The sequence below is a fragment of the Winogradskyella sp. genome (genome assembly GCF_013042245.1).
Classification (GTDB): Bacteria; Bacteroidota; Bacteroidia; order Flavobacteriales; family Flavobacteriaceae; genus Winogradskyella.
In genome coordinates this window covers 1-21,525 of the sequence record NZ_JABDQL010000148.1, presented here as the reverse complement: position 1 = coordinate 21,525, position 21,525 = coordinate 1, and the positions used below count along the sequence as shown (strand labels likewise).

The window sequence follows — 21,525 nt, the reverse complement described above, 5'->3', positions numbered from 1 at the left end:
TCATTTTCTTCAATTACTATTATGTCATAAATTCTTGTTTTGGCAGGCTTTTTGTTAACAATTTTTAGGACTTGCTGTACTTGGTTTACTTGAATTTTAAGTATTTTTGAAAGAAACGATAGTAATATATTAGACTATGTTTAATCAGAGACAACCAAGACGTTTTAATATTAAATCTAGATTACCAGATTCTAAGAAAACGGAATCTAGAGAAGAACTGAAGGCAAAATGGGAGGAGATGAGAGGTAATAGTAGGAATAAGAGTAATTTCTTAACTTCTTTGCCGATGCTTCTAGTTTTTTTAGTCTGTGTATTTGTTTTAATTTATATCCTTAACGGATATATTAATTAGTTGTATTATGGGACCAATAAAGTTTAAGTTATTTAAGGGATTACCCAAGAATAGAAGATTTAATTACACACCAAGATATTATAAAGGGAAAGAGGATATTAACGAATCCGCTTATCCTACAAAGTTTGATGCTTATTCTGAAGAGCTAAATAAAAACGATTTTTCTGGGCATTGGCACGAAAGCAGATTGAGTAGTAGAAATAGAAGTAATTCTGGTTTTAACACAACAATATACATCATAATTTTAGTCTTGGTCTTTATTTCACTTTACATTTTAGACTTTGACTTATCTATATTTTCGGTTAAAAACTAATGTCAGATATCATTCAACTATTACCAGACCATGTTGCTAATCAAATTGCAGCGGGAGAGGTTGTCCAACGCCCTGCTTCTGTAGTTAAAGAACTACTAGAAAATGCTATTGATGCCAATGCGTCTGAAATAAAACTAATACTTAAAGAAGCTGGCAAAACCTTAGTTCAGGTTATTGATAATGGTAAAGGAATGAGTGTTACGGATGCACGATTATCTTTTGAGCGTCATGCTACTTCCAAAATAAGGTCTGCTGAAGATTTATTTCAATTAAATACCAAGGGGTTTAGAGGAGAAGCATTAGCAAGTATTGCTGCGATTGCTCATGTAGAATTAAAAACAAAACAAGAAAATGACGAGCTAGGCACACAGTTAGTCATCGAAGGCAGCGACGTAAAATCGCAAGAGGTTACGGTAACACCAAAAGGAACTTCTGTTGCTGTAAAGAACTTATTTTTTAATATTCCTGCAAGGCGAAATTTTTTAAAATCAAATACGGTAGAGTTGCGTCATGTCTCTGATGAATTTCATCGCGTTGCATTGGCACATCCTAACATTGCATTTTCTATGTTTCATAATGGAAGTGAACTTTTCAGCCTACCAACCAGTAATTATCGTCAACGTGTAGTTAATATTTTTGGGAGTAAGACTAATGAAAAATTAGTGCCAGTTGAAGAGGCAACTGAGGTACTCACAGTCTCAGGATTTGTCGGCAAACCTGAGTTTTCTAAGAAAACAAAATCAGAACAATTCTTTTTTGTTAATCATCGATTTGTAAAAAGTCCATATTTAAACCACGCTATCAATTCTGCTTTTGAAGGCTTACTAAAAGACAGCTATCATCCTAGTTATTTTTTGAACTTAACGGTTGACCCAAAAACAATAGATATCAATATTCATCCGACTAAAACGGAAATTAAATTTGATGACGAACATACACTATACGCCATTTTGCGTTCATCAGTAAAGCACAGTCTTGGACAATTTAATATTGCACCAGTGTTGGATTTTCAAAGTGATACTAATCTAGATACACCATATAATTACAAAAATAAAGAAGGAAGGACACCAACGATTGAAGTTGATAGAAGTTTTAATCCTTTTGGCAATAACCAAGCTCATAAATCTACTGAAAAAGGTAGTTACGGGCAAAATTTTTCTAAAACGCCAGAGGCTAATTGGGAAAGTCTATATGTGGGATTGGAATCAAAGTCAAATTCTAATTTAATTGATTTTAAGGAAGTTAATTTTGAAACTGAAGCAAAAACATCGTCTATCTTTAAGCCCGAAACGGAAGCTCAGATAAAAACAATTTATCAACTACGCCAAAAATACGTAGTAAGTATTATAAAATCGGGTATGCTAATTATAGACCAAAATAGAGCACATCAACGCATTTTATATGAGAGTTTACTAAAGCAATTAACCTCTAAAGAAGCTACAACACAACAATTGCTATTTCCATTGGTGCTAAATTTTTCTAATTCGGATTTACAAATTATTAAACAGTTACAGAGCGATTTAGAATTTGCTGGATTTCAATTTTCAAAAGATAGTAACGAGAAAATATCTATCATAGGTATTCCTGTCGGTGTGCCAGAAAGTGAAGTGTCTATAGTTTTAGAGCAGCTTATTAGTGATGTAGAAAATGATGTCCCAGACCAAAATTTTAGTCCTTCTGATTTATTAGCAAAATCTTTAGCAAAGAGTTTAGCTATAAAGACAGGGCAATCGTTAAATGAAGAAGAGCAAGAGCATATTGTCAATAGGCTATTTGCTTGTAAAGAACCATCCGTGTCTCCAACAAATAAAACAACTTTTATAACGTTAGGTATTGACGATATCGAAAAGAAATTTATGTAATCAATTATGAGATTAACAATAACAGACGCAGTTAAGCATTTACTTATTATTAATGTGGTGATGTTCATAGGGACATTGACTGTTGGTAATGGACAATCTTTTAATGAGTGGTTTACGCTCTATTTTCCAAAGAATGATGCTTTTATGCCGTGGCAAATAGTCACACATATGTTTATGCACGGTGGTGGAGCTCATTTGTTATTCAATATGTTTGCGTTATGGATGTTTGGAACACAAGTTGAGCGTCAGATTGGTGCAAAACGCTTTCTATTTATATATTTCTCTGCGGGTTTGGGAGCTCTTTTATTTCAGCTTGGATATTATTACGTCGATTATTATCAATCTTTACAAGCCATTAGTAATATGAATCTTAATTGTGATCTTTTAAATAAAATATTGAATTTAGACATACGCGAAGGTAATTTCCTTAAAGGCGAATTATTAGAACGTGGTATGATGCCCTTATTAAATGAATATGGTTATTCTGGCTCAGTTACTCAGGAAAACTTTACGGCTTTGTTTGAGATGAATGTTATAACCAAGAGTGCTATGGTTGGTGCTTCGGGTTGTATCATGGGAATATTGGCAGCATTTGGTATGATGAATCCTAATGCCGAATTAATGTTGATTTTCTTGCCTATACCTATCAAAGCAAAGTACTTTATACCTGGTATTATTATTTTAGATATTATATCAGCAATTACAGGTCAGTCTTTTTTTAGTCCAAGTAATACCGCTTACATGGCGCATGTCGGTGGTGCTGTTATTGGTTTTTTGATTATGTGGTACTGGAAGAAAAATAGTATGGATAAATACCGTTGGAATTAATTATGAGCACATTTCAACATTTAAAATACAAATACAATAATCTCAATAGTTTTGGGAAGATTATAGTGGTAAATGCTATCATCTTTATCTTGGTCATACTTTTTAGGGTGTTTAAAATTTCAGGTGTTTTCAGCTTTTTTGTTTTACCTGCAGATTTTGTGGATTTTCTATGGCAACCGTGGTCAATAGTTACGTATGGTTTCTTACATTTTGATTTTTGGCATTTGGTATTTAACATGTTGTTTTTATACTATTTATCTAGGACAGCTGTTAATTTGTTTAGACCCAAACTCATACTTAATGTTTATTTTTTAGGAATTATTGTCGGTGGTGTACTTTTTATGACCATTGCAAACTTATGGCCTACAAATTTTTTTGGAGCAGGAGGTGTGCTTAATGGCGCTTCTGCTGGTGTCGCAGCTTTACTCTTATTTGTTGCGACATACATGTCAGATACAGAGATAAGACTTTTTAATCTTTTCAATATCAAATGGAAATATTTGGCAGCTATATTTGTTGGTTTAGATATTTTTAGGATGTTATTAGGTTTAAATTCGGGAGGCTATGTGGCACATATCGGTGGTTATTTATTAGGTTTTTACTATGCCAAAAAATTAATGGAAGGTTCAGATATTGGAAAAGGTTTTGAACGAATGGTAGATAACCTCGTTGGTTTATTTAAACCAAAATCAAAGTTGAAAACTGTTCACAGAAAAAAATCAACCTCGACGAGTTCACGAAAGACCAAAAGTACTTCTAATACGATAGATAAGCAGAAGCAAATTGATGCTATCCTTGATAAAATAAGTAAAAGCGGTTACGAAAGTCTTACAGCAAAAGAGAAAGAGTTTCTGTTTAAGGCAGGGAAGTAGTTGCAGAATAATATGAAACGAGCACGGCTAAACATATTATCATCCAAAGGAATGATTAATAGCGAACAGCATGTGTCCTAAAAAAAACAATAAATATAAACACATGAAACGAGCATGCTAAACATATTATCACCCAAAGGAATGATTAATAGCGAACAGCATGTGTCCTAAAAAACAATAAATATAAACACATGAAAGGACTCAAATTTTTTGATAGACTCATTTTTTTTGTCAATTCTTTGGCGGCCTTCCTTTTATTGTTTGCTTATATTCTTCCTTACATACCGCCAAAAAGTTTTTCGCTTCTTGCTGTATTAAGTTTAGCCGTGCCCGTTTTAATTTTTCTGAATATATTATTCTTTTTGTATTGGCTACTTAATATAAAAAAGCAGTTATTATTGTCCTTAATTGTTCTTCTTCTAGGCTTCAATTACATCACATCTATTTATAAATTTACAGGCTCTAAAATAGCAGAGGATACCGATAATTTCTCGGTGATGAATTATAACATTAGACTTTTTAATCTTTTTGATTGGTTGTCAAGTTCGACTATTGATTCTGAAATTTTAAAGTTTGTCAAATCAGAAAACCCCTCTATCATCTGTTTTCAAGAATATCATAAAAATGAAGCTTTTGCTTTAAAAGGTTATCAAAAATTTGAAAACGTATCAGACGGAAAAGTTAAAAGCGGTCAAGCTATTTTTTCAAAATTCCCAATAGTTAATAAGGGTTCAATTTCATTTCCAAATACCTCTAATAATGCTATTTTTATCGATATTGTGAAGCAAAAGGATACAATAAGAGTTTACAACGTACATTTGCAATCCATAAAAGTCAGTCCTAAGGTTAGCGATTTGCAAAAGGAAGGCTCTGAACAATTAACTAAACGAATTGGCGATGTTTTTAAAATCCAGCAATCGCAAGCAGAACAGGTTTTAGCACATATGTCTAAATGCCCTTACAAAGTCATCATCAGTGGCGATTTTAATAATACGGCTTACTCTTACGTGTACGATAAGATTAAAGGCGATTTACAAGATGCATTCAAAGTTGCGGGTAATGGTTTTGGTAAAACTTACGACTTTAATAAGCTCCCTTTGCGTATTGATTTTATTTTGGTCGATAAAGATTTTACAGTTAATGGTTTTAAAAATTACGATGTTGAACTCTCTGACCATTATCCTATAAAAACCATTTTAAAGTAGCATAAAACTACAGTCTACAGTATCTGCTATTATATGTATGACTAAACCCAAGCCTAATAGACGTGTTGATTTTAATGAAGTTAAGAATACATAAAATGCAATGGCATAGTAACTATGTAGAATATGAAAATTAATACTACATCTGTTAGGGTCAAACATAGGATTAGCTAGTAAATGGTCCAAATCTATTAATATCCCTAAAAGCATTATGATATAAGCTCTTTTCCACTGTTTTTTGAAGACTATAAGAGCCACAATCAATGGACCAAGAAAGTGTATACCGTAATGTGTAAAAGTCTGAAGCATTAGAAGTTTAATGTTTGCTTCTCTAAATAAACAATAGTGTTTGGTCCTTCATTAAAGAGAAGGTCTAAAATACTAAGGTTGTTTAAATAACCATGTTTTTCTGTGAATACTTGCGTGTAAACATCGAAATTGAATTCAGTAGATTTCTTGATAATTGATAGATGCCTATAGTCGTTAGAATTCCCTTCAGGATTAATAAATTCTTCAGTTAGACGATAATTTAAATCTATTTCAAGGGTGTCTGAAAGTAATTCTAAGCATTTCAAGTTTACATCAAGAAGATATTTGAATTTAGTTTCAAAAATAGGCATTAAATCATCAATGTAAAATTCATAAAACGGAGACATTCTGTATGCCGAATCTAGTGATTTTAGGTGTTGTAATTGCCAGTTCTCAGTTTTTGAAATCTTAACATCTTTATATTGTTGACGGTTTTTCTGAGTATAAGATACAGGTATAGTCAAAGCAAGCTTACCATTGGCACCATAAATGTCACAACGATTTCTAAAGGTTTGCTTTTGGTAATTGTCGCTTACCTCCAAAACAAATGTATCACTTGATGCCATTGTTGCAAAATGAGCAATGTTCGGGAAGTATGTGGGATGCAGTAGCATTGGTTTTTAGTTCTGCTCAGTTTTGGCCTTTTTCTTCTTACGCCATCGGTTAAAGAATGTCAAACCAAATACAATAGCTAAAAACGGAATTAAATAGGAGGTGCGTTCACCGTCACCATTAACAGTCGTGAACACTCTATCCCAGCGTATACGCCAATTTTTAAGACCGTCATTAATACCATCAATACTCATCCAAATAAATACAGGTTTACCTATGACATGGTCAAAAGGGACAAAACCCCAAGCACGAGCATCAATAGAATTATGGCGGTTGTCTCCCATCATCCAATAGTAGTCTTTTTTAAATGTGTAGGAGTCCACGACTTTTCCGTCTAAGACAACTTCGTTGCCGCGAGCAAAAACCTTATGACCTTCATATTCTTGAATCAGCCTATCATAAATAGGTAGATTTTGAACGGTTAATTTTGTAGATGTTCCTGCCTTTGGGATGTATAATGGACCAAAATAATCAACATTCCATGAGTAATTAGGATCTCTAGGGAATGTGCCACGATACGTCCCTTTATCTTGAAGATTCTTTTTAATAGATAAAACTTCAGGATGATTTTTTATTTGAGCAATGGCTCTATCCGATGCTGCATTTAATCTGTATGTTCCTTCTGGGGTTTGTATAAGACCATCATCAATATCTGCACGGTCTAGTAAAGCTAAAATTCTATTAATATCTCCCTGAGTGCGTAATGGGTTTTTAAATTCAATATCGTAAGAAAATTGAAGTTCTCCTCTTCCAGGGATTTCATTCTTTTTGCCATTGATATAAACATAACCATCTTTTATTTCAAGTGTGTCTCCAGGTATGGCTACACAACGCTTTACTAAATTGGTTTTTTTATCAATAGGCTTATAGTAGTTACGGTCGGGAATAAAATCATTCATATCCCTTAGCGTATCTGCCGGCTGTCCAAAGACCACGTAATCGTTATTTTTTATACTTTGAAATCCAGGAAATCTAAAGTAGGGTAGTTGTAACAAATTTTTCCAAGAGGTGTTTCTCTTTTCATATTGGTCGTCAAACAAATACGACTTTGCACCTAAAACAGGAATAGTGTCATGTACCATTGGAGCACCAACTGTTGTCATTGGTAAACGCGGGCCGTAATGAATTTTACTAACAATTAAGAAATCCCCAACTAAAAGTGATTTTTCTAATGAAGACGACGGAATAACAAAAGGTTGGAAAAAGTAGGTGTGTACAATAGTAGCAGCAACAATAGCAAATAGGATAGAGGCTATCCACTCGCCTGTAGACGTTTTTGGTTTAAGACGTCTGTTTTCTACAAAATTAACATTATCAATGTAGTTAAGATAGTAGAGGTAAAATCCTAGAGTTACAACACATAATAACGCATCTAATTTAGAGTCTTTTCCAAAAGCTCTTGCGGTTTCTACCCAAGTGGCAGGAATCATTATTAGGTTAACAATTGGTAGAAAAATAAGAATAACCCACCAGCAAGGACGCGTTATTATTTTCATAAGAATTACAGCGTTGTATACAGGAATAAAAGCTTCCCAAGTCTGTCTTCCTGCTTTTAGGTAAAGCTTCCAAGTGCCAAGTCCATGAATAACTTGTATTATTAAAAAAAAGATTAACCACTCTGTCCAGTTCATATATGTTGTTTTGTTCTACAGTTGGTAGAAAAATAGTATTAATTGTTTCAATTATTATGCAAATTAACCAATATTTAAGACGTTTTTCATGCTAAAGATTCCTTTTTTATTTGCAATCCATTCGGCGGCAATAACAGCACCTAATGCAAAACCTTCGCGATTGTGTGCCGTGTGTTTTATTTGTATAGAATCTACATCAGAATTGTAATTAATTACATGTGTTCCAGGAACATCAACAATTCGTTTGGCTTCGATCTCAATTTCATTATCACCAGGGCTTTCCATAGTCCAGTTTTGATAGTCTGAATTTTTTATAATGTCTTCAGCTAATGTAATAGCTGTTCCACTTGGGGCATCTAGTTTTTGAGTATGATGGATTTCTCCAATATTCAACTTGTAATTCGGATAATTTCCGATAAGTTTTGCTAGAACGTGATTGACTTCAAAAAAGATATTAACGCCTAAACTAAAGTTTGAAGCGTATAAAAAAGCACCATTTTTAGATGTGCAATATGATACAATGGCATCGTAATTATCTAACCAGCCTGTTGTTCCCGAAATTACGGGGATGCTATTGTCTAAAGCAGCTTTGATGTTAGAAACAGCAGTCGATGGAAGGCTAAAGTCTATAGCCACATCGGTATTAGAAAAATCTAGAGTTTTGGTCTTACTATCGGCTTTTATAGAAATCGAATGCCCACGTTCTGTGGCAACATGCTCAATAATTTTCCCCATCCTACCATAACCAAGTAAAGCTATCTTCATTTGCTGTAAGTCTAAAATTTGAAATTAACCGTGACTCCTATATCAGAAGAGTCTTCCATTGGGTTGTACTGAAAATGAGGTCGCATTGCCAGATTCTCATCCACGTTAAATTGTAATAAGTGGGCGTCTACATTAGCATCAATAATATTAAGTACATAAATACCAACAGTCACCAACGTTGCGATATCTCTATTTCGTCTAAATTGACGTTGGGCTCTTATTAGTCCGTCATTAGAAATAAGAGGTGTTGTTCCTGAACCGAAGAATTCGTCATCGGTAAATCCAGCTAAACGACGCTTAAAAGCATCTCTGTAGCGGTTGTATTGGTTGTTATTAAAATCATAAACCAAAACACCTGTAGTTATGGCGCCTAGTACAATTGGTACCTTCCAATACTTCTTATTGTAAGCTTGCCCTAATCCAGGTAAAATAGCAGAATAAAACGCTGCTTTTGATGGGCGCAAAGGATCAATTTCTCTTTTGCTAAGAAGCGTTTGGTCCAATTTTAAGTCCTCGACAGATGTGCTTATAGTACTATCTCTCTTTATTTGAGCAAAAGAAAATACTGAAAAACTAAGACAGACAAATAATAGGATAAATGGCTTATTTAGCACTTTTTACGAGTTTAATAATACGACTGAAATCTTCTTCGGAATGGAAAGGAATTGAAATTTTACCACTTCCATTCTTCGCTAATTTAACGTCAATTTTATGACCAAAGTATTCCGAAAACTCTTTGATTCCTTTTTTTATAGGTTTTGGCAACTCAGTTTGCTCTAATTTCTGACTAGACTCTTTGGGGTTATTGAGATTTTTAACTAGAGCCTCAGTAGCTCTAACGGATAATTTATTAGTGATTATCTTTTCATAAACCTCTAATTGGTCTACTTGACTTTCAATATTTATCATTGCACGACCATGTCCCATAGTGATAAAACCATCTCGCATTCCTGTTTGGATGATTGGGTCTAATTTTAAAAGACGTAAATAATTAGCTATGGTAGAGCGTTTTTTACCAACACGTTCACTCATTTGCTCTTGTGTTAGCTGAATTTCGTCAATCAAACGTTGATAAGATAATGCGATTTCAATAGGGTCTAAATCGTGGCGCTGAATGTTTTCAACCAAAGCCATTTCTAGAGACTCTTGGTCATTAGCAATACGGATATAAGAAGGAATTGTTGTATTACCAATTAGTTTTGAGGCTCTAAATCTTCGTTCACCAGAAATTAGTTGGTACTTGTTAAAGGCTAATTTACGAACAGTTATAGGTTGGATAACACCTAATTCGCGAATTGAAGATGCTAATTCTCGAAGTGTTTCTTCATTAAAATTTGTTCTTGGTTGAAAGGGATTTAACTCAATATCTTCAATATCTAATTCAACAATATTACCAACAACCTTATCTGCATTTTTATCTTGTGCAGAATTTATATCATTGTCTGGGTCTTTTAGTAATGCTGAAAGTCCACGACCTAACGCCTGTTTTTTTGTTGCCTTCGCCATTATAAATTCTTTTTGATAATTTCCTTCGCTAAGTTAAGATAATTTACAGCACCTTTACTGCTTATGTCATAATTGATAATACTTTCGCCGTAGCTAGGAGCTTCACCTAAACGTACATTTCTTTGGATAATAGTGTCAAAAACCATATCGCTAAAATGCTTTTGGACTTCTTCTACAACTTGGTTAGATAGTCGTAATCTCGAATCGAACATAGTGAGTAGCATACCTTCAATATCTAAAGCTTCATTATGAATTTTTTGGACACTTTTTATCGTATTTAGTAATTTTCCTAAACCTTCTAGCGCAAAATATTCACATTGAATTGGTATAACAACAGAGTCTGCGGCAGTTAATGCATTTAATGTTAGCAATCCTAATGATGGTGCACAATCCATAATGATGTAATCATAGTCTTCTTTGACTTTGGTAAGCGCTTTTTTTAGCATATACTCACGCTCGTCCTTGTCTACAAGTTCAATCTCGATGGCTACCAAATCTATATGCGCAGGAATCACATCTACATTAGGTGCGTTAGATGTTAAAATAGCCTCTTTAGCGGTTTTAGTATGTTCTAAAACTTGATATGAACCCACTTCAACAGCATCTACATCAATACCCAATCCTGAGCTAGCATTAGCTTGTGGATCGACATCGATTAGAAGAACCTTCTTTTCCAGAACGCCTAAGGAAGCTGCTAAGTTTACTGAGGTTGTTGTTTTACCAACACCACCTTTTTGGTTTGCTATGGCTATGATTTTGCCCATTAATGATTAGGTTTATTAAGGGCTTAAAAATACGATTATTTATGGGTTTTGAAAATGTAAGTTGTTAACATAAGAGCAATCAAAAAAAACTACAAATCTGATGTCCTCTTATTTGATTAACTGGTTAGATGTGAATGTTAAGTATTTTAAACTTGTCACCTATATCAACTAAAGATATATAGTGTGGTATTTCTTATTTTTTTATATTTAAAGATATTGTTAATTCGAATAATTTATGCTTTTAATTACCTTGAATATACGATAAGCACTAGCTCTCCAGTCAAATAATTCTTGTTCTTCAAAAGATAATAAGATACTTTTATTATTTAGGTTCTTGTAGTTTGAGATTAAATCCAAGTAACTTTTGGGCTTATATAGCCATAAATATGTTGAAAAATTACCATTAGGCTCTTTTATTGTAATAGTTACAAAGTCTTTAGTTTCTATACTTGTAATTACACCTTTAATTTTATTTTCAGTATCAGTTTTATTTTCTTTTTCTTCAATTGAAGACTTAGACATGTTTTTAGCGAAATCCATAAGTTCTGTGGGACATACAGACGCCATTTTGGCGCCAATTAGTTGTCCTAGTCTTTCGCCTTGCTTATCGATTCTTGCAAAATCAATATTATGATCATGGATAAGTTGTTCAGAATAAGGCTTTGATGCCTCAATCATACAATTTCCTAGCAACAATGCTTTTTTCATTATTACTACTAGCATTTTGGATGTCTTTCTTGTTTAGGCATTCACAAGATTTTTAAGTAATTGTAGTCATGTAATCCTCTTAGGTATATCCAAAAAAAGTGAAAAAACAAATGTTTAGGGTGATAATTACTTTTTTCATTAAAAATTTTATTTGAGTGCTATATCTTATATTCTTTGAGTTAGTATTATGTTTAATCGATTAATATCTCTAAAATCTGAATTGCAGCATCACTAATCTTTGTTCCAGGGCCAAAAACAGCTACTGCACCAGCATCAAATAAATATTGGTAGTCTTGTTTTGGGATAACGCCACCTACAATGACCATGATGTCATCACGACCATAAGCCTTTAGTTCTTCAATGACTTGTGGTACTAAGGTCTTGTGACCTGCTGCTAGAGAAGAAACTCCTAAAACATGTACATCATTTTCTACCGCTTGTTTAGCAGCTTCTTTTGGTGTTTGAAATAATGGACCAATATCGACATCAAAACCAACATCTGCATAACCTGTTGCTACAACTTTAGCTCCGCGGTCGTGACCGTCTTGTCCCATTTTTGCAATCATTATACGAGGACGTCGACCATCCTGTTCTGCAAATTGGTCTGCCAATTCTCGTGCTTTCTTAAAGCTATTGTCGTCTTTTATTTCTTTACTATACACACCTGAGAATGATTTTATTTGAGCCTTGTAACGTCCGAACTCTGCTTCAAGAGCATCGCTAATTTCACCTAGAGTAGCGCGTTTACGAGCTGCATCTACTGCTAAAGCTAATAAATTTTCTTCATCCGACTTTGCTGCCTGTGTCAATTTTGCTAATGCTGCATTAACTTCAGACGAATTTCTGTCTGCTTTAATTTGATTTAAACGTTCAATCTGTTGTAAACGAACAGTCTGGTTATCTACCTCTAAAATATGAAGTGGGTCTTCCTCATTCAAGCGGTATTTGTTAACGCCTACAATAATATCTTGACTAGAATCTATTCGCGCTTGCTTTCTGGCAGCGGCTTCTTCTATTCGTAATTTTGGGATTCCAGCTTCAATGGCTTTTGTCATTCCGCCTAAATCTTCAACTTCTTTGATGTGTTGCCACGCTTTTTGAGCGATATCATTTGTCAGTTTTTCAACATAATAACTGCCAGCCCAAGGATCAACCGTTTTGGTTATATGCGTTTCTTCTTGAAGATAAATTTGTGTGTTTCTTGCAATGCGGGCAGAGAAGTCTGTTGGGAGTGCAATAGCCTCATCTAAAGCATTGGTGTGTAAACTCTGTGTACCACCAAAAGCGGCTGCAGAAGCTTCGATACAGGTTCGTGCAACATTATTAAATGGGTCTTGTTCCGTTAAACTCCAGCCCGAAGTTTGGCAATGCGTACGTAGGGCTAAAGATTTAGGATTTTTGGGATTGAATTGTTTTACCAATTTTGCCCAAAGCATTCTAGCAGCACGCATTTTGGCAATTTCCATAAAATGATTCATGCCAATCGCCCAAAAGAAAGATAAGCGAGGTGCAAACGTATCGATATCCATACCAGCTTCCAGCCCCTTTTTTATGTACTCTAGACCATCTGCTAAGGTGTAAGCTAACTCAATATCACAAGTAGCACCTGCTTCTTGCATGTGGTATCCTGAGATACTGATGCTATTAAAGCGTGGCATATTCTTACTCGTGTATTCAAAAATATCCGAGATTATTTTCATGGAAGGTGTCGGTGGGTAAATGTAGGTATTACGGACCATGAATTCCTTTAAAATATCATTTTGAATAGTTCCGGCTAACTGTTCAGGTTTTATACCTTGCTCTTCAGCAGCGACAATATAAAATGCCATGATAGGCAAAACGGCACCATTCATGGTCATTGAAACTGACATTTTATCTAGAGGTATTTGGTTGAAGAGCACTTTCATATCCTCAACAGAATCGATGGCTACTCCTGCTTTACCAACATCACCAACCACACGTTCGTGGTCAGAGTCGTAACCTCTGTGAGTTGCTAAATCAAAGGCAACGGACAATCCTTTTTGCCCAGCAGCCAAGTTACGTCTGTAAAAGGCATTACTTTCTTCTGCAGTTGAAAATCCAGCATATTGCCGAATAGTCCAAGGTCTGCGAACATACATTGTTGAGTATGGACCACGAAGGTTTGGTGCTATACCTGCACCGAAGTTAAGGTGCTCTAATTTCTTTAGATCGTCTTTAGAATATGTTGGTTTTAGAGTAATTCCTTCAGCAGTTTGAAAGGTATCTTGCTTTTTAGAATTGATATCCTTAGGCTGCGATTCTTCAAGTGTTATATGTTGAATATCTTTTCGTTTCATTAAAATATCATTTTCTCGATGTACTTGTCAAAGTTTATTTCCTTAGATGTAATCAGTGTTAGCAGTACTGACTTTTCGTTAGAATTTATAAAGTACGAATGTTGATACTGCGTATTTTTTGTTTTCTCAAACTCAGCTTTAAAAATCGCCTTAAAAATTTGAGCTCCAGTTGTGGACTTAAATTTAGCTGTTAATCTATCGAATTTAACTTTACTTTTCTTTGAGACATCATTTTGGTTTTGTCTTATAATACCCAAAAGTTTTTGGGCATCATCTTTTTTTATTTCAGAATAAGGAATAGTATTTATGTAGTAGCTCGAATTATTTTTTTCGTTGAAAAAGATATAACTATTGCCGTTAAGACTTCTAACATTTTTTAATTCTTCACGCTCAATATTAAATTTTGTTCTGTTCTTTTTCTGATTTAAAATCTTCGAATATTCTGCAACTGATAAACGCTTAAAATCTTCGGGTAATTGCAGTTGGATACCGTCCTCCTCTAGAATATGTTTGTTGCCAATAAGGGTCGTTGTCGGTTCTTCGTTATCGAGAATATTTTGAAGCTTACTATTTTCTTTGCAAGATTGTAGAATAAAGACTAAGCTTAATAATGAAATAACTATTGATTTTTTTGATATCATATTTATTCTTCTTTTAATCTTTTGATTTCCAATTTTTCAGACAATCTTTTTTCAATAATGGGTTCAATTAGTGTTTTGCGTTTCTCAACTTTAAGAAAAGGCTCTTTTTCGAGCGTAGATTTCATTTGATCGGTTGAATTTGGATGCTTATTTGTTCCTAAAAGTGTAATTTCTCCTTTGTCAAAAGCCTTTTGTTCTTTTGAAGCACTTTCTTTTATTTTTCGTTGAACAGTACCTTCTTTTAATTGACTTAAAAAGCCACCGTTCTTTTCAATATCTTTAAATAATTCTAAAGCTTTTTCAGCAAGTTGGTTCGTCAAACTTTCAATATAATAAGAACCGTCTGAAGGATTATTTACAGCATCAAAATAACTTTCACTTTTTAAAATTAACAACTGATTACGAGAAATACGTTCGCCAAATTCTGTAGAATTTTGAAATAAATAATTATACGGTTGATTACAAATTATATTAGCACCTCCCAAGATTGCACTCATGCATTCTGTAGTTGTTCTAAGCATATTGACGTTATAGTCGTATATAGTTTTGTTACGCTTGCTTGGAGTAGCAATTATTTTACAATCCGAATTGGCGTTAAAGGTTTTAGAAAGTGTATGCCATAAGTTTCGTAGTGCACGAAGTTTGGCAATTTCGAAAAAGTAATTACCTGCTATAGCAATATTGAAGGTTACTTCGACTTCACTTAGAGACCAATTTTTGTTTTCAAAATGATTAAGATATTCATTAATATGGGCTAAAGCATAGGCTAGTTCTTGAACGTTAGTTGCACCGGCATTTTGATAATGGCTTAAATCTATATAAAGTTTGTTAGTGTTTTTTATACTTTCTTCTAAAACCAAGTGGTCTTTTTTTAGATTGTGAAACCAATTACCTGTTTTGCCAAGGTAACCTATAGTGTCATTATTAATAGATATGTTATTGTTTTTAGTAGCCTGTTGAATTAAGGTGTTTGTCAATTTTTTGACATTGAGATGAATTTGTGAATCTATTCCTTTTGCTAAATCTACTATATTGACATCTTCTGTTTCTAGATTAAAAATAATATGTTCTGCACCTCTTGCTAATGCGTCTTTAGCTTCTGTGTTAGCCTTAATTACATCAATTACCGTAATACTTTGACTTATTTTCCAATCTATTGCTTTTGTATTGGAAATACTCGGAAGTTCATCAAATTCATCAGCATGATAAAATGGTTTTACATCAATACCTTCAGCAGTTTTCCAAATTAATGTATCGTTATAATCGGCACCTTTTAAGTCGACTTGTATCTTTTGTTTCCACTCTTTGGAAGACACAGAATTAAAATCTTTAAATAGGGATTTACTCATCATCTTTAGTTTTCGGAATACTATCTTCGTATTCTATGATATAAATTTCTTCGTTAGGCTTTTTCATGTAGTAGGTTTCTCGCGCCACCTTTTCAATACCTTCTTCAGTACTCAATTCTTTAATGGCTCTCTCGTCTTTCTGCATTTCATTTTTATAATACTGTTTTTCATTTTCAAGTGCTTCAATGTCTTTGTTTAAATCTCGGTGCAACAGCCAAGAGTGTGTATCAAAAAACAGCATCCAAATTACGAAAGCTATGAGACCAAGTACATAGAAATTCTTAAATGGTTTGAGATATTTTTTGTTAAATTTTGCCATCTACAAGCGCTCGTTAATAATAGTTTTTACAATATCAACTGCTACCGTATTGTATTTATTGTTAGGTATAATGATATCTGCATATTCCTTCATAGGTTCAATAAACTGTTGATGCATTGGTTTTAACGTGGTTTGATATCTTGTTAAAACCTCATCGATATCTCTTCCGCGCTCTTTAATGTCTCTTTTTAGTCGTCGTATTAAGCGCTCATCACTATCTGCGTGAACAAATATCTTAATATCAAATAAATCTCTAATTTCTGGATTAGTCAAAATTAAAATACCTTCTACAATGACTACTTTTCTTGGTTTTGTAAGTATGGTGTCTCCAGTTCTGTTATGCTTTACAAAAGAATAAACTGGTTGTTCGATAGGTTTATTCTTCTTTAGCTGATTAAGATGTTGAACCAGTAACTCAAAATCTATAGAATGTGGATGATCAAAATTAATTTTTACACGTTCGTCATAGCTCAAGTGTGAGGTGTCCTTATAGTAAGAATCTTGTGAAATTACGACAACTTCGCCTTCTGGTAGTTGGTCTGTAAGTGTATTAACTACCGTAGTTTTACCGCATCCTGTACCTCCAGCAATTCCTATGATAAGCATTTCTATAGATTTGATTTTGTTAGAAGTGCAAAGTTAGCCAAATAAGCTTATTTTTTGATGACTTTTGTCACTTCTTCTTCAGTAAGCATGTCTGCAAAATTGTTTCCCCAGGTGTGGTTAATATAATTCATAACGTGTGCTATTTCATCATTACCAAGTCCAAGTGGAGCCATATAACTGTTGTAGGTTTTTCCATTGACAATAATTTCACCTTTCATACCTTTCTTAAGGCCAATGATACTGGCTTTTTGATTGTCTTGTAAGTAATCGGAATTTGCTAATGGTGGAAACGCTTTTGGTACGCCTTTTCCGTTGGCTTGATGACAAACCACACACATATCAGTGTAAATAGTTTTTCCAATTTTGATGCTTTTTTCTAAAGGCGATTGTTCTAAAGATGTAACTTTATTTGTTTTACCATAGTAGACTTCTGTCTTTTTATCATTACAACTTAAGAGCGTCGTGCTTAAAATAAGAAAGGCTATAATCAATTTTAATCTCATAAATTTTTATGAATTTGGTACAATCTTTACAATACCGATATTTTCTATAGCTACGTAGATATAACCATCTGGTCCTTGGCGCACGTTTCTTACGCGTCCCATGCCTTCTAGCAATTTTTCGCGTTTAGTTACTTTATTGTTTTCAATAACAAGACGTTCTAGATATTCAAACTTTAAAGCACCCACCAATAGATTTCCTTTCCAATTAGGATATTTATCGGATGTTACAAAATCCATCCCGCTAGGCGCAATCGAAGGCACCCAATAAAATAGCGGTTGTTGCATTCCTGCTTTAGCTGTTTCATCTGTAAATTTTGTACCGCTATAGTTAATACCGTAACTAATCACAGGCCATCCAAAGTTTTTACCTTTTTGCACTACATTAATTTCGTCACCACCTTTTGGTCCATGTTCGTGAATCCAAATTTTCCCAGTTTCTGGATGTTTTACCATTCCTTGAGGGTTTCTATGTCCATAACTGAATATGGCTTTTTTTGCATTGACTTCGTTTACAAAAGGATTATATTTAGGTATAGAACCATCATCGTTGAGTCTATAAATTTTTCCACAATCACGAGTAATGTCCTGTGGATTTTCATCACGGTTGCCACGGTCACCGATAGAAAAGTATAAGTAGCCTTCATTATCAAATTCTATACGAGAGCCAAAATGCTGCCCGCGTTTTGAGTTTGGTTCTGCTTTGTAAAGACGTTCTATGTTAACAAGTTTATCACCTTCTATTTTTGCTCTCAATAATGCCGTATTACCACCGTCACCTTCTCCATCTGGAGAAGCGTGTATAATGTATAACCATCCATTCTCTGCATATTTGGGATGTAATTCTATATCTAATAATCCGCCTTGTCCTCGGAGATATATTTCTGGAAGTCCATTAATCACAGTCTTTTTTCCATTTTTAAAATGAATTAATTCTCCGCTTTTTTCAGTAATTAACATGGCGCCATCAGGTAAAAAAGCCATTCCCCAAGGGATGTTTAAGTCAGGTACAACTGTCTCAGTAGAATAATTGATATTAGTAGCAGCTTCAGCTTTTACTGAAGATTCTGTACCAACTTCTATTTGTTTTTCAGTCGTATTACTTGAGACGTTATCATTATTATTTTCTTTTTTTTGACCGCATGCTGAAAAAATAATACCACAAGCAAGAACTATAAGTTTTAACTGTTTCATGATGAAAAATTTTATGCTTAAAGTTACTTATATTTTAACTAAAAAACGTAATTAATATTTAGTCCTGCATAATAATTGATAGGATTTCCTGGATAAAAATATCGAGGTACACTACCACCAAACCCTGTAGCGTTAATTAATATTTGAGATGCATAGGCCTCATCAAAAATATTGTCTAGTCCATAAAAGAGATGGAGTTTAATCTTTTTAAATACCTTTTTGTAACCAATTTTTATATTAGTTAAACTGTAGCTTTTACTAAATAAGCTGTTACTATCTGTTATGGGTTGTTCGCCCACATATTGAAAATTGATATTTCCATAAAAACCTAATTTGGTTGAAAAGTCTATACCTGCATTTATAATGCTTGAAGGAATTCCAGTTAAATTATTATCTGAAAAATCGTTTTCACCATCTATGAAATCTTCAAATTTATAATTGTTAAGACTGTAATTGAAGAAACTACTTAACTTAAAATTTTCCTTATCAATTATACTTGAGTTTAATGATAACTCTAATCCATCATGAAGTGTTTGTCCAGCATTAATGCCAATAAATTGGTCTTCAGCAGTGCGTCTGGCAACCAAAAGATTTCGGACATCTAATCTGTAAATGGCCAAATTAAATTGTAATTTATTATTGAAAACAATTCCACGAGTTCCTACTTCATAATTCCAACCGGTTTCGGGTTTTAAATTGTTATTAATTTGTCCACTTGGCAGTAATGTTTCTTCTAAGGAAATAGGAGAGAAGCCCTGGCTGATATTAGAATATAAACTAATCTTCTCTGTTAAAAGATGTGATATACCAAGTTTTGGTGAAAATATACCATCAAATTTAAAACTTCCCGATTGGTCAATATTATTATCTGAGACAGGGAGATTATCGTCTAACTCATAGCTTGTTTCATTATAATTAAGCCCTGCTACTAGTGATGTTTTATCTGATAATTCAAAATTTAACTCAAAAAAAAGGTTAAAATAATTTCGGTCCTCTTTAAAATTTGAAAGTTCGTTTCCCTGAACACTTCCCGTTCCTGCAGAAAAATCTTGATATAAGTTCTCAAAAGTTTGTGATTGGTAATTGTCTTTAAAATATTCTCCACCAATGGTGTAGGTGAGTGGTTTTTTAAAAAGGTCGGTATTTCCTAATAAACGACTCCTAAAACCGTAAGCAAAAGTACTTTCGTCCAAAATATTAAAAGGACGTGGCTCATAACCATTTCTAAAAGAAGTAAAAATACTCGTGATTTGCTTTAGTTTTGGGTTGTAAATATGGTCCCAAGTTGCTCCAAAAATACCACGTTGTGAATCTTCAAAACCCTGAGCTTGCCGCCAGGTAAAAGCGGCTGCACTTGGGTTATTAGAAAATACTTCTTGATTGATAGAGCTTGGGATAAATGCTTTTAAGTCGACATAACTCCCTAAAAATGTAAGTTCATCTTTATCGTCTATAAAATGATTAGAAGTTATGGTGAAGGTTTGTCTATTATAATTGTTGTTATCTCGAAAACCATCCGAAGACGTGTTACTATATATGCCTCTAAAACTATGTTTTGATGTTCCGTGGTTAAAATTGATGGTTGATTTATAAAGGTCAAAAGAACCGACGGTCAATTCTGTATTTATAGATGTTTTATGAAGATAAGAATTAGTTGGGTTAAGTTGAATTGTGCCTCCTAAACCAGCGCCATAAACGCTCGAAGTAGCACCTTTAGTTACTTTTATTTGAGCTATCGCATTGAGTTCAAAATCTTCAATATTTGTGGCGCCACTACCATCAGTTAAAGGAATGTCTTTAAAATAAGCTCTTATTTTTGATGTGCCGAATAAATTTCTTGAACCTATACCTCTAATAGTTAGTCTATTGGTGTTTAAAGCACCGCTTTGCATAAAGAGTCCAGGTGCTCTGTTTAAAACTTGAGAGATATTAATGTCGTTACCAAGCTGAATATCCTTCTCTGAGATTAGTGTAGAAGTAACCACAGACTTTTTTAACGACTTAGGTATGTGATTGGCATCAATAATTACTTCGTTAAGTTCTGAAAGCTTTGGTTGTAATTGAATTATGGTAAACTCATTAGTATTTAAAATTTGTAAGGTTTCTTGGTAGCCTATGCGACTAAATGTATAGATTCCTAAATCTTTAACTTCAAAATGCCCTAATTGGTCGGAAAAAGTTGTATCCTCAGAATCAGAAGTGATTTTGACGCCGTATAATCCAACCCCAGAATTTATATCTATTACCTTTCCCTTAATCTGCGAATAAGCAGACAGGAAAAACCAGCAAAAAACGATAGATAATAAATTTTTAGATGTAATAATTTTTAGGTTATTGGTTATATACATGAGTGCAAATTAACAGATATAAATAAGGAGGTCTTCTAAATTATTTGTTAAGGTTAAATAGATTTGAAAAGTTGTTTGGTAAACCTTGTATTTTGTATATATTTGCACTCCTTAAATAGATAATCAATTCGGGGTGTAGCGTAGCCCGGTTATCGCGCCGCGTTTGGGACGCGGAGGTCGCAGGTTCGAATCCTGCCACCCCGACAAAAAAAGCTCAGTTTTACTGAGCTTTTTTATTTATGTGTTTTTTTAAAACTAGATTTTAAAATATATTCCTGAGATTGTAACAGCACTTATTAATACAATTAGTGCAAAAGCTACAAATCCTGCAACGGTTTTGGTAATGTTGTCTTTTTGAAAGATATAACCTCTTCTTTTTTGGTCTCTTTCTTATATAAATTTCATACGAATAAATTATGTTTAAAGTTCATGTTTTCAACATTTTAGATTAAACTGCTAAGAATCCCTTTTAGGTAAAATTTTCATACACATGCTTTAATGCAATACTCTTTTGTACTTAACAGTT

At 33.7% G+C, this 21,525-nt stretch carries 22 protein-coding genes and 1 tRNA gene; 7 read left to right on the top strand and 16 right to left on the bottom strand.

What is annotated here, in order from left to right; translation table 11 throughout:
- The first annotated feature begins 136 nt into the window (after window positions 1–136).
- The 6 genes from HKP48_RS11610 (at window position 137) to HKP48_RS11585 (ending at window position 5,432) form a co-directional block, all read left to right on the top strand.
- Entirely contained in the window at window positions 137–352 is a 216-nt protein-coding gene (locus HKP48_RS11610; RefSeq protein ID WP_296346024.1) for a hypothetical protein, read from the top strand.
- 7 nt (window positions 353–359) lie between these two features.
- Window positions 360–665, top strand: a complete 306-nt coding sequence (locus HKP48_RS11605) for a hypothetical protein (RefSeq protein WP_296346023.1) — start codon at window positions 360–362, stop codon at window positions 663–665.
- On the top strand, window positions 665–2,527 hold the full coding sequence (mutL, locus tag HKP48_RS11600; protein ID WP_296346020.1) for a DNA mismatch repair endonuclease MutL: 1,863 nt from the start codon (window positions 665–667) through the stop codon (window positions 2,525–2,527). Before HKP48_RS11605 ends, mutL begins: the two co-directional genes overlap by 1 nt.
- A gap of 6 nt (window positions 2,528–2,533) precedes the next feature.
- Entirely contained in the window at window positions 2,534–3,355 is an 822-nt protein-coding gene (locus HKP48_RS11595) for a rhomboid family intramembrane serine protease (RefSeq protein ID WP_296346018.1), read from the top strand.
- A 2-nt stretch (window positions 3,356–3,357) separates the two neighbouring features.
- Window positions 3,358–4,227, top strand: a complete 870-nt coding sequence (locus tag HKP48_RS11590; protein ID WP_296346016.1) for a rhomboid family intramembrane serine protease — start codon at window positions 3,358–3,360, stop codon at window positions 4,225–4,227.
- Window positions 4,228–4,418: 191 nt separating this feature from the next.
- Complete coding sequence (locus HKP48_RS11585; protein ID WP_296346014.1) at window positions 4,419–5,432, top strand: endonuclease/exonuclease/phosphatase family protein; 1,014 nt, start codon at window positions 4,419–4,421, stop codon at window positions 5,430–5,432.
- Here the strand turns inward: HKP48_RS11585 and HKP48_RS11580 are convergent.
- The 16 genes from HKP48_RS11580 to HKP48_RS11505 all read right to left on the bottom strand — a co-directional run bounded on the left by HKP48_RS11580 (window position 5,424) and on the right by HKP48_RS11505 (window position 20,999).
- Window positions 5,424–5,738, bottom strand: a complete 315-nt coding sequence (locus HKP48_RS11580; protein WP_296346012.1) for a DUF6122 family protein — start codon at window positions 5,736–5,738, stop codon at window positions 5,424–5,426. The genes HKP48_RS11585 and HKP48_RS11580 overlap by 9 nt on opposite strands.
- Entirely contained in the window at window positions 5,738–6,352 is a 615-nt protein-coding gene (locus HKP48_RS11575; RefSeq protein WP_296346009.1) for a WbqC family protein, read from the bottom strand. The genes HKP48_RS11580 and HKP48_RS11575 overlap by 1 nt, the downstream gene beginning before the upstream one ends.
- A 6-nt stretch (window positions 6,353–6,358) precedes the next feature.
- On the bottom strand, window positions 6,359–7,981 hold the full coding sequence (gene lepB / locus HKP48_RS11570; RefSeq protein ID WP_296346006.1) for a signal peptidase I: 1,623 nt from the start codon (window positions 7,979–7,981) through the stop codon (window positions 6,359–6,361).
- 63 nt (window positions 7,982–8,044) lie between these two features.
- On the bottom strand, window positions 8,045–8,746 hold the full coding sequence (gene dapB / locus HKP48_RS11565) for a 4-hydroxy-tetrahydrodipicolinate reductase (protein WP_296346004.1): 702 nt from the start codon (window positions 8,744–8,746) through the stop codon (window positions 8,045–8,047).
- Window positions 8,747–8,757: 11 nt separating this feature from the next.
- Window positions 8,758–9,360 (bottom strand): DUF5683 domain-containing protein, encoded by a 603-nt coding sequence (locus tag HKP48_RS11560; protein ID WP_296346002.1) that lies wholly within the window; start codon window positions 9,358–9,360, stop codon window positions 8,758–8,760.
- Window positions 9,350–10,252, bottom strand: coding sequence for a ParB/RepB/Spo0J family partition protein (locus tag HKP48_RS11555; protein ID WP_296346000.1), 903 nt, complete (start codon window positions 10,250–10,252; stop codon window positions 9,350–9,352). Before HKP48_RS11555 ends, HKP48_RS11560 begins: the two co-directional genes overlap by 11 nt.
- Window positions 10,252–11,016: an AAA family ATPase gene (locus tag HKP48_RS11550; RefSeq protein WP_296345998.1), complete on the bottom strand. Its 765-nt coding sequence runs from the start codon at window positions 11,014–11,016 to the stop codon at window positions 10,252–10,254. Before HKP48_RS11550 ends, HKP48_RS11555 begins: the two co-directional genes overlap by 1 nt.
- Window positions 11,017–11,235: 219 nt before the next feature.
- Window positions 11,236–11,739, bottom strand: a complete 504-nt coding sequence (locus tag HKP48_RS11545) for a hypothetical protein (RefSeq protein WP_296345996.1) — start codon at window positions 11,737–11,739, stop codon at window positions 11,236–11,238.
- 176 nt (window positions 11,740–11,915) lie between these two features.
- Window positions 11,916–14,042: a methylmalonyl-CoA mutase gene (gene scpA / locus HKP48_RS11540; RefSeq protein WP_296345994.1), complete on the bottom strand. Its 2,127-nt coding sequence runs from the start codon at window positions 14,040–14,042 to the stop codon at window positions 11,916–11,918.
- Complete coding sequence (locus HKP48_RS11535; protein ID WP_296345992.1) at window positions 14,042–14,683, bottom strand: hypothetical protein; 642 nt, start codon at window positions 14,681–14,683, stop codon at window positions 14,042–14,044. Before HKP48_RS11535 ends, scpA begins: the two co-directional genes overlap by 1 nt.
- 2 nt (window positions 14,684–14,685) lie before the next feature.
- Window positions 14,686–16,032, bottom strand: coding sequence for a methylmalonyl-CoA mutase subunit beta (locus HKP48_RS11530; protein WP_296345991.1), 1,347 nt, complete (start codon window positions 16,030–16,032; stop codon window positions 14,686–14,688).
- Entirely contained in the window at window positions 16,025–16,351 is a 327-nt protein-coding gene (locus HKP48_RS11525) for a septum formation initiator family protein (RefSeq protein ID WP_296345989.1), read from the bottom strand. Before HKP48_RS11525 ends, HKP48_RS11530 begins: the two co-directional genes overlap by 8 nt.
- Window positions 16,352–16,957, bottom strand: coding sequence for a uridine kinase (udk, locus tag HKP48_RS11520; protein ID WP_296345987.1), 606 nt, complete (start codon window positions 16,955–16,957; stop codon window positions 16,352–16,354).
- A 47-nt stretch (window positions 16,958–17,004) separates the two neighbouring features.
- On the bottom strand, window positions 17,005–17,460 hold the full coding sequence (locus tag HKP48_RS11515) for a cytochrome c (protein ID WP_296345986.1): 456 nt from the start codon (window positions 17,458–17,460) through the stop codon (window positions 17,005–17,007).
- 6 nt (window positions 17,461–17,466) lie between these two features.
- Window positions 17,467–18,651, bottom strand: coding sequence for a PQQ-dependent sugar dehydrogenase (locus tag HKP48_RS11510; protein WP_296345984.1), 1,185 nt, complete (start codon window positions 18,649–18,651; stop codon window positions 17,467–17,469).
- Between the two features lie 38 nt (window positions 18,652–18,689).
- Entirely contained in the window at window positions 18,690–20,999 is a 2,310-nt protein-coding gene (locus HKP48_RS11505; RefSeq protein ID WP_296345982.1) for a TonB-dependent receptor, read from the bottom strand.
- A gap of 129 nt (window positions 21,000–21,128) precedes the next feature.
- On the opposite strand from HKP48_RS11505, the gene HKP48_RS11500 reads away from it, so the two are divergent.
- A tRNA-Pro gene (locus HKP48_RS11500) sits at window positions 21,129–21,203 on the top strand.
- Window positions 21,204–21,525: the final 322 nt, after the last annotated feature.

What these genes read in the sequence shown, in the direction of transcription:
- HKP48_RS11605 (WP_296346023.1), top strand. Translation starts at nt 360, where the DNA reads ATGGGACCAATAAAGTTTAAGTTATTTAAGGGATTACCCAAGAATAGA.
- HKP48_RS11545 (WP_296345996.1), bottom strand. Translation starts at nt 11,739, where the DNA reads ATGCTAGTAGTAATAATGAAAAAAGCATTGTTGCTAGGAAATTGTATG.
- lepB (WP_296346006.1), bottom strand. Translation starts at nt 7,981, where the DNA reads ATGAACTGGACAGAGTGGTTAATCTTTTTTTTAATAATACAAGTTATT.
- HKP48_RS11575 (WP_296346009.1), bottom strand. Translation starts at nt 6,352, where the DNA reads ATGCTACTGCATCCCACATACTTCCCGAACATTGCTCATTTTGCAACA.
- HKP48_RS11530 (WP_296345991.1), bottom strand. Translation starts at nt 16,032, where the DNA reads ATGAGTAAATCCCTATTTAAAGATTTTAATTCTGTGTCTTCCAAAGAG.
- HKP48_RS11525 (WP_296345989.1), bottom strand. Translation starts at nt 16,351, where the DNA reads ATGGCAAAATTTAACAAAAAATATCTCAAACCATTTAAGAATTTCTAT.
- HKP48_RS11505 (WP_296345982.1), bottom strand. Translation starts at nt 20,999, where the DNA reads ATGTATATAACCAATAACCTAAAAATTATTACATCTAAAAATTTATTA.
- HKP48_RS11515 (WP_296345986.1), bottom strand. Translation starts at nt 17,460, where the DNA reads ATGAGATTAAAATTGATTATAGCCTTTCTTATTTTAAGCACGACGCTC.
- HKP48_RS11580 (WP_296346012.1), bottom strand. Translation starts at nt 5,738, where the DNA reads ATGCTTCAGACTTTTACACATTACGGTATACACTTTCTTGGTCCATTG.
- HKP48_RS11590 (WP_296346016.1), top strand. Translation starts at nt 3,358, where the DNA reads ATGAGCACATTTCAACATTTAAAATACAAATACAATAATCTCAATAGT.
- HKP48_RS11555 (WP_296346000.1), bottom strand. Translation starts at nt 10,252, where the DNA reads ATGGCGAAGGCAACAAAAAAACAGGCGTTAGGTCGTGGACTTTCAGCA.
- scpA (WP_296345994.1), bottom strand. Translation starts at nt 14,042, where the DNA reads ATGAAACGAAAAGATATTCAACATATAACACTTGAAGAATCGCAGCCT.
- HKP48_RS11535 (WP_296345992.1), bottom strand. Translation starts at nt 14,683, where the DNA reads ATGATATCAAAAAAATCAATAGTTATTTCATTATTAAGCTTAGTCTTT.
- HKP48_RS11550 (WP_296345998.1), bottom strand. Translation starts at nt 11,016, where the DNA reads ATGGGCAAAATCATAGCCATAGCAAACCAAAAAGGTGGTGTTGGTAAA.
- dapB (WP_296346004.1), bottom strand. Translation starts at nt 8,746, where the DNA reads ATGAAGATAGCTTTACTTGGTTATGGTAGGATGGGGAAAATTATTGAG.
- udk (WP_296345987.1), bottom strand. Translation starts at nt 16,957, where the DNA reads ATGCTTATCATAGGAATTGCTGGAGGTACAGGATGCGGTAAAACTACG.
- HKP48_RS11595 (WP_296346018.1), top strand. Translation starts at nt 2,534, where the DNA reads ATGAGATTAACAATAACAGACGCAGTTAAGCATTTACTTATTATTAAT.
- mutL (WP_296346020.1), top strand. Translation starts at nt 665, where the DNA reads ATGTCAGATATCATTCAACTATTACCAGACCATGTTGCTAATCAAATT.
- HKP48_RS11585 (WP_296346014.1), top strand. Translation starts at nt 4,419, where the DNA reads ATGAAAGGACTCAAATTTTTTGATAGACTCATTTTTTTTGTCAATTCT.
- HKP48_RS11610 (WP_296346024.1), top strand. Translation starts at nt 137, where the DNA reads ATGTTTAATCAGAGACAACCAAGACGTTTTAATATTAAATCTAGATTA.
- HKP48_RS11510 (WP_296345984.1), bottom strand. Translation starts at nt 18,651, where the DNA reads ATGAAACAGTTAAAACTTATAGTTCTTGCTTGTGGTATTATTTTTTCA.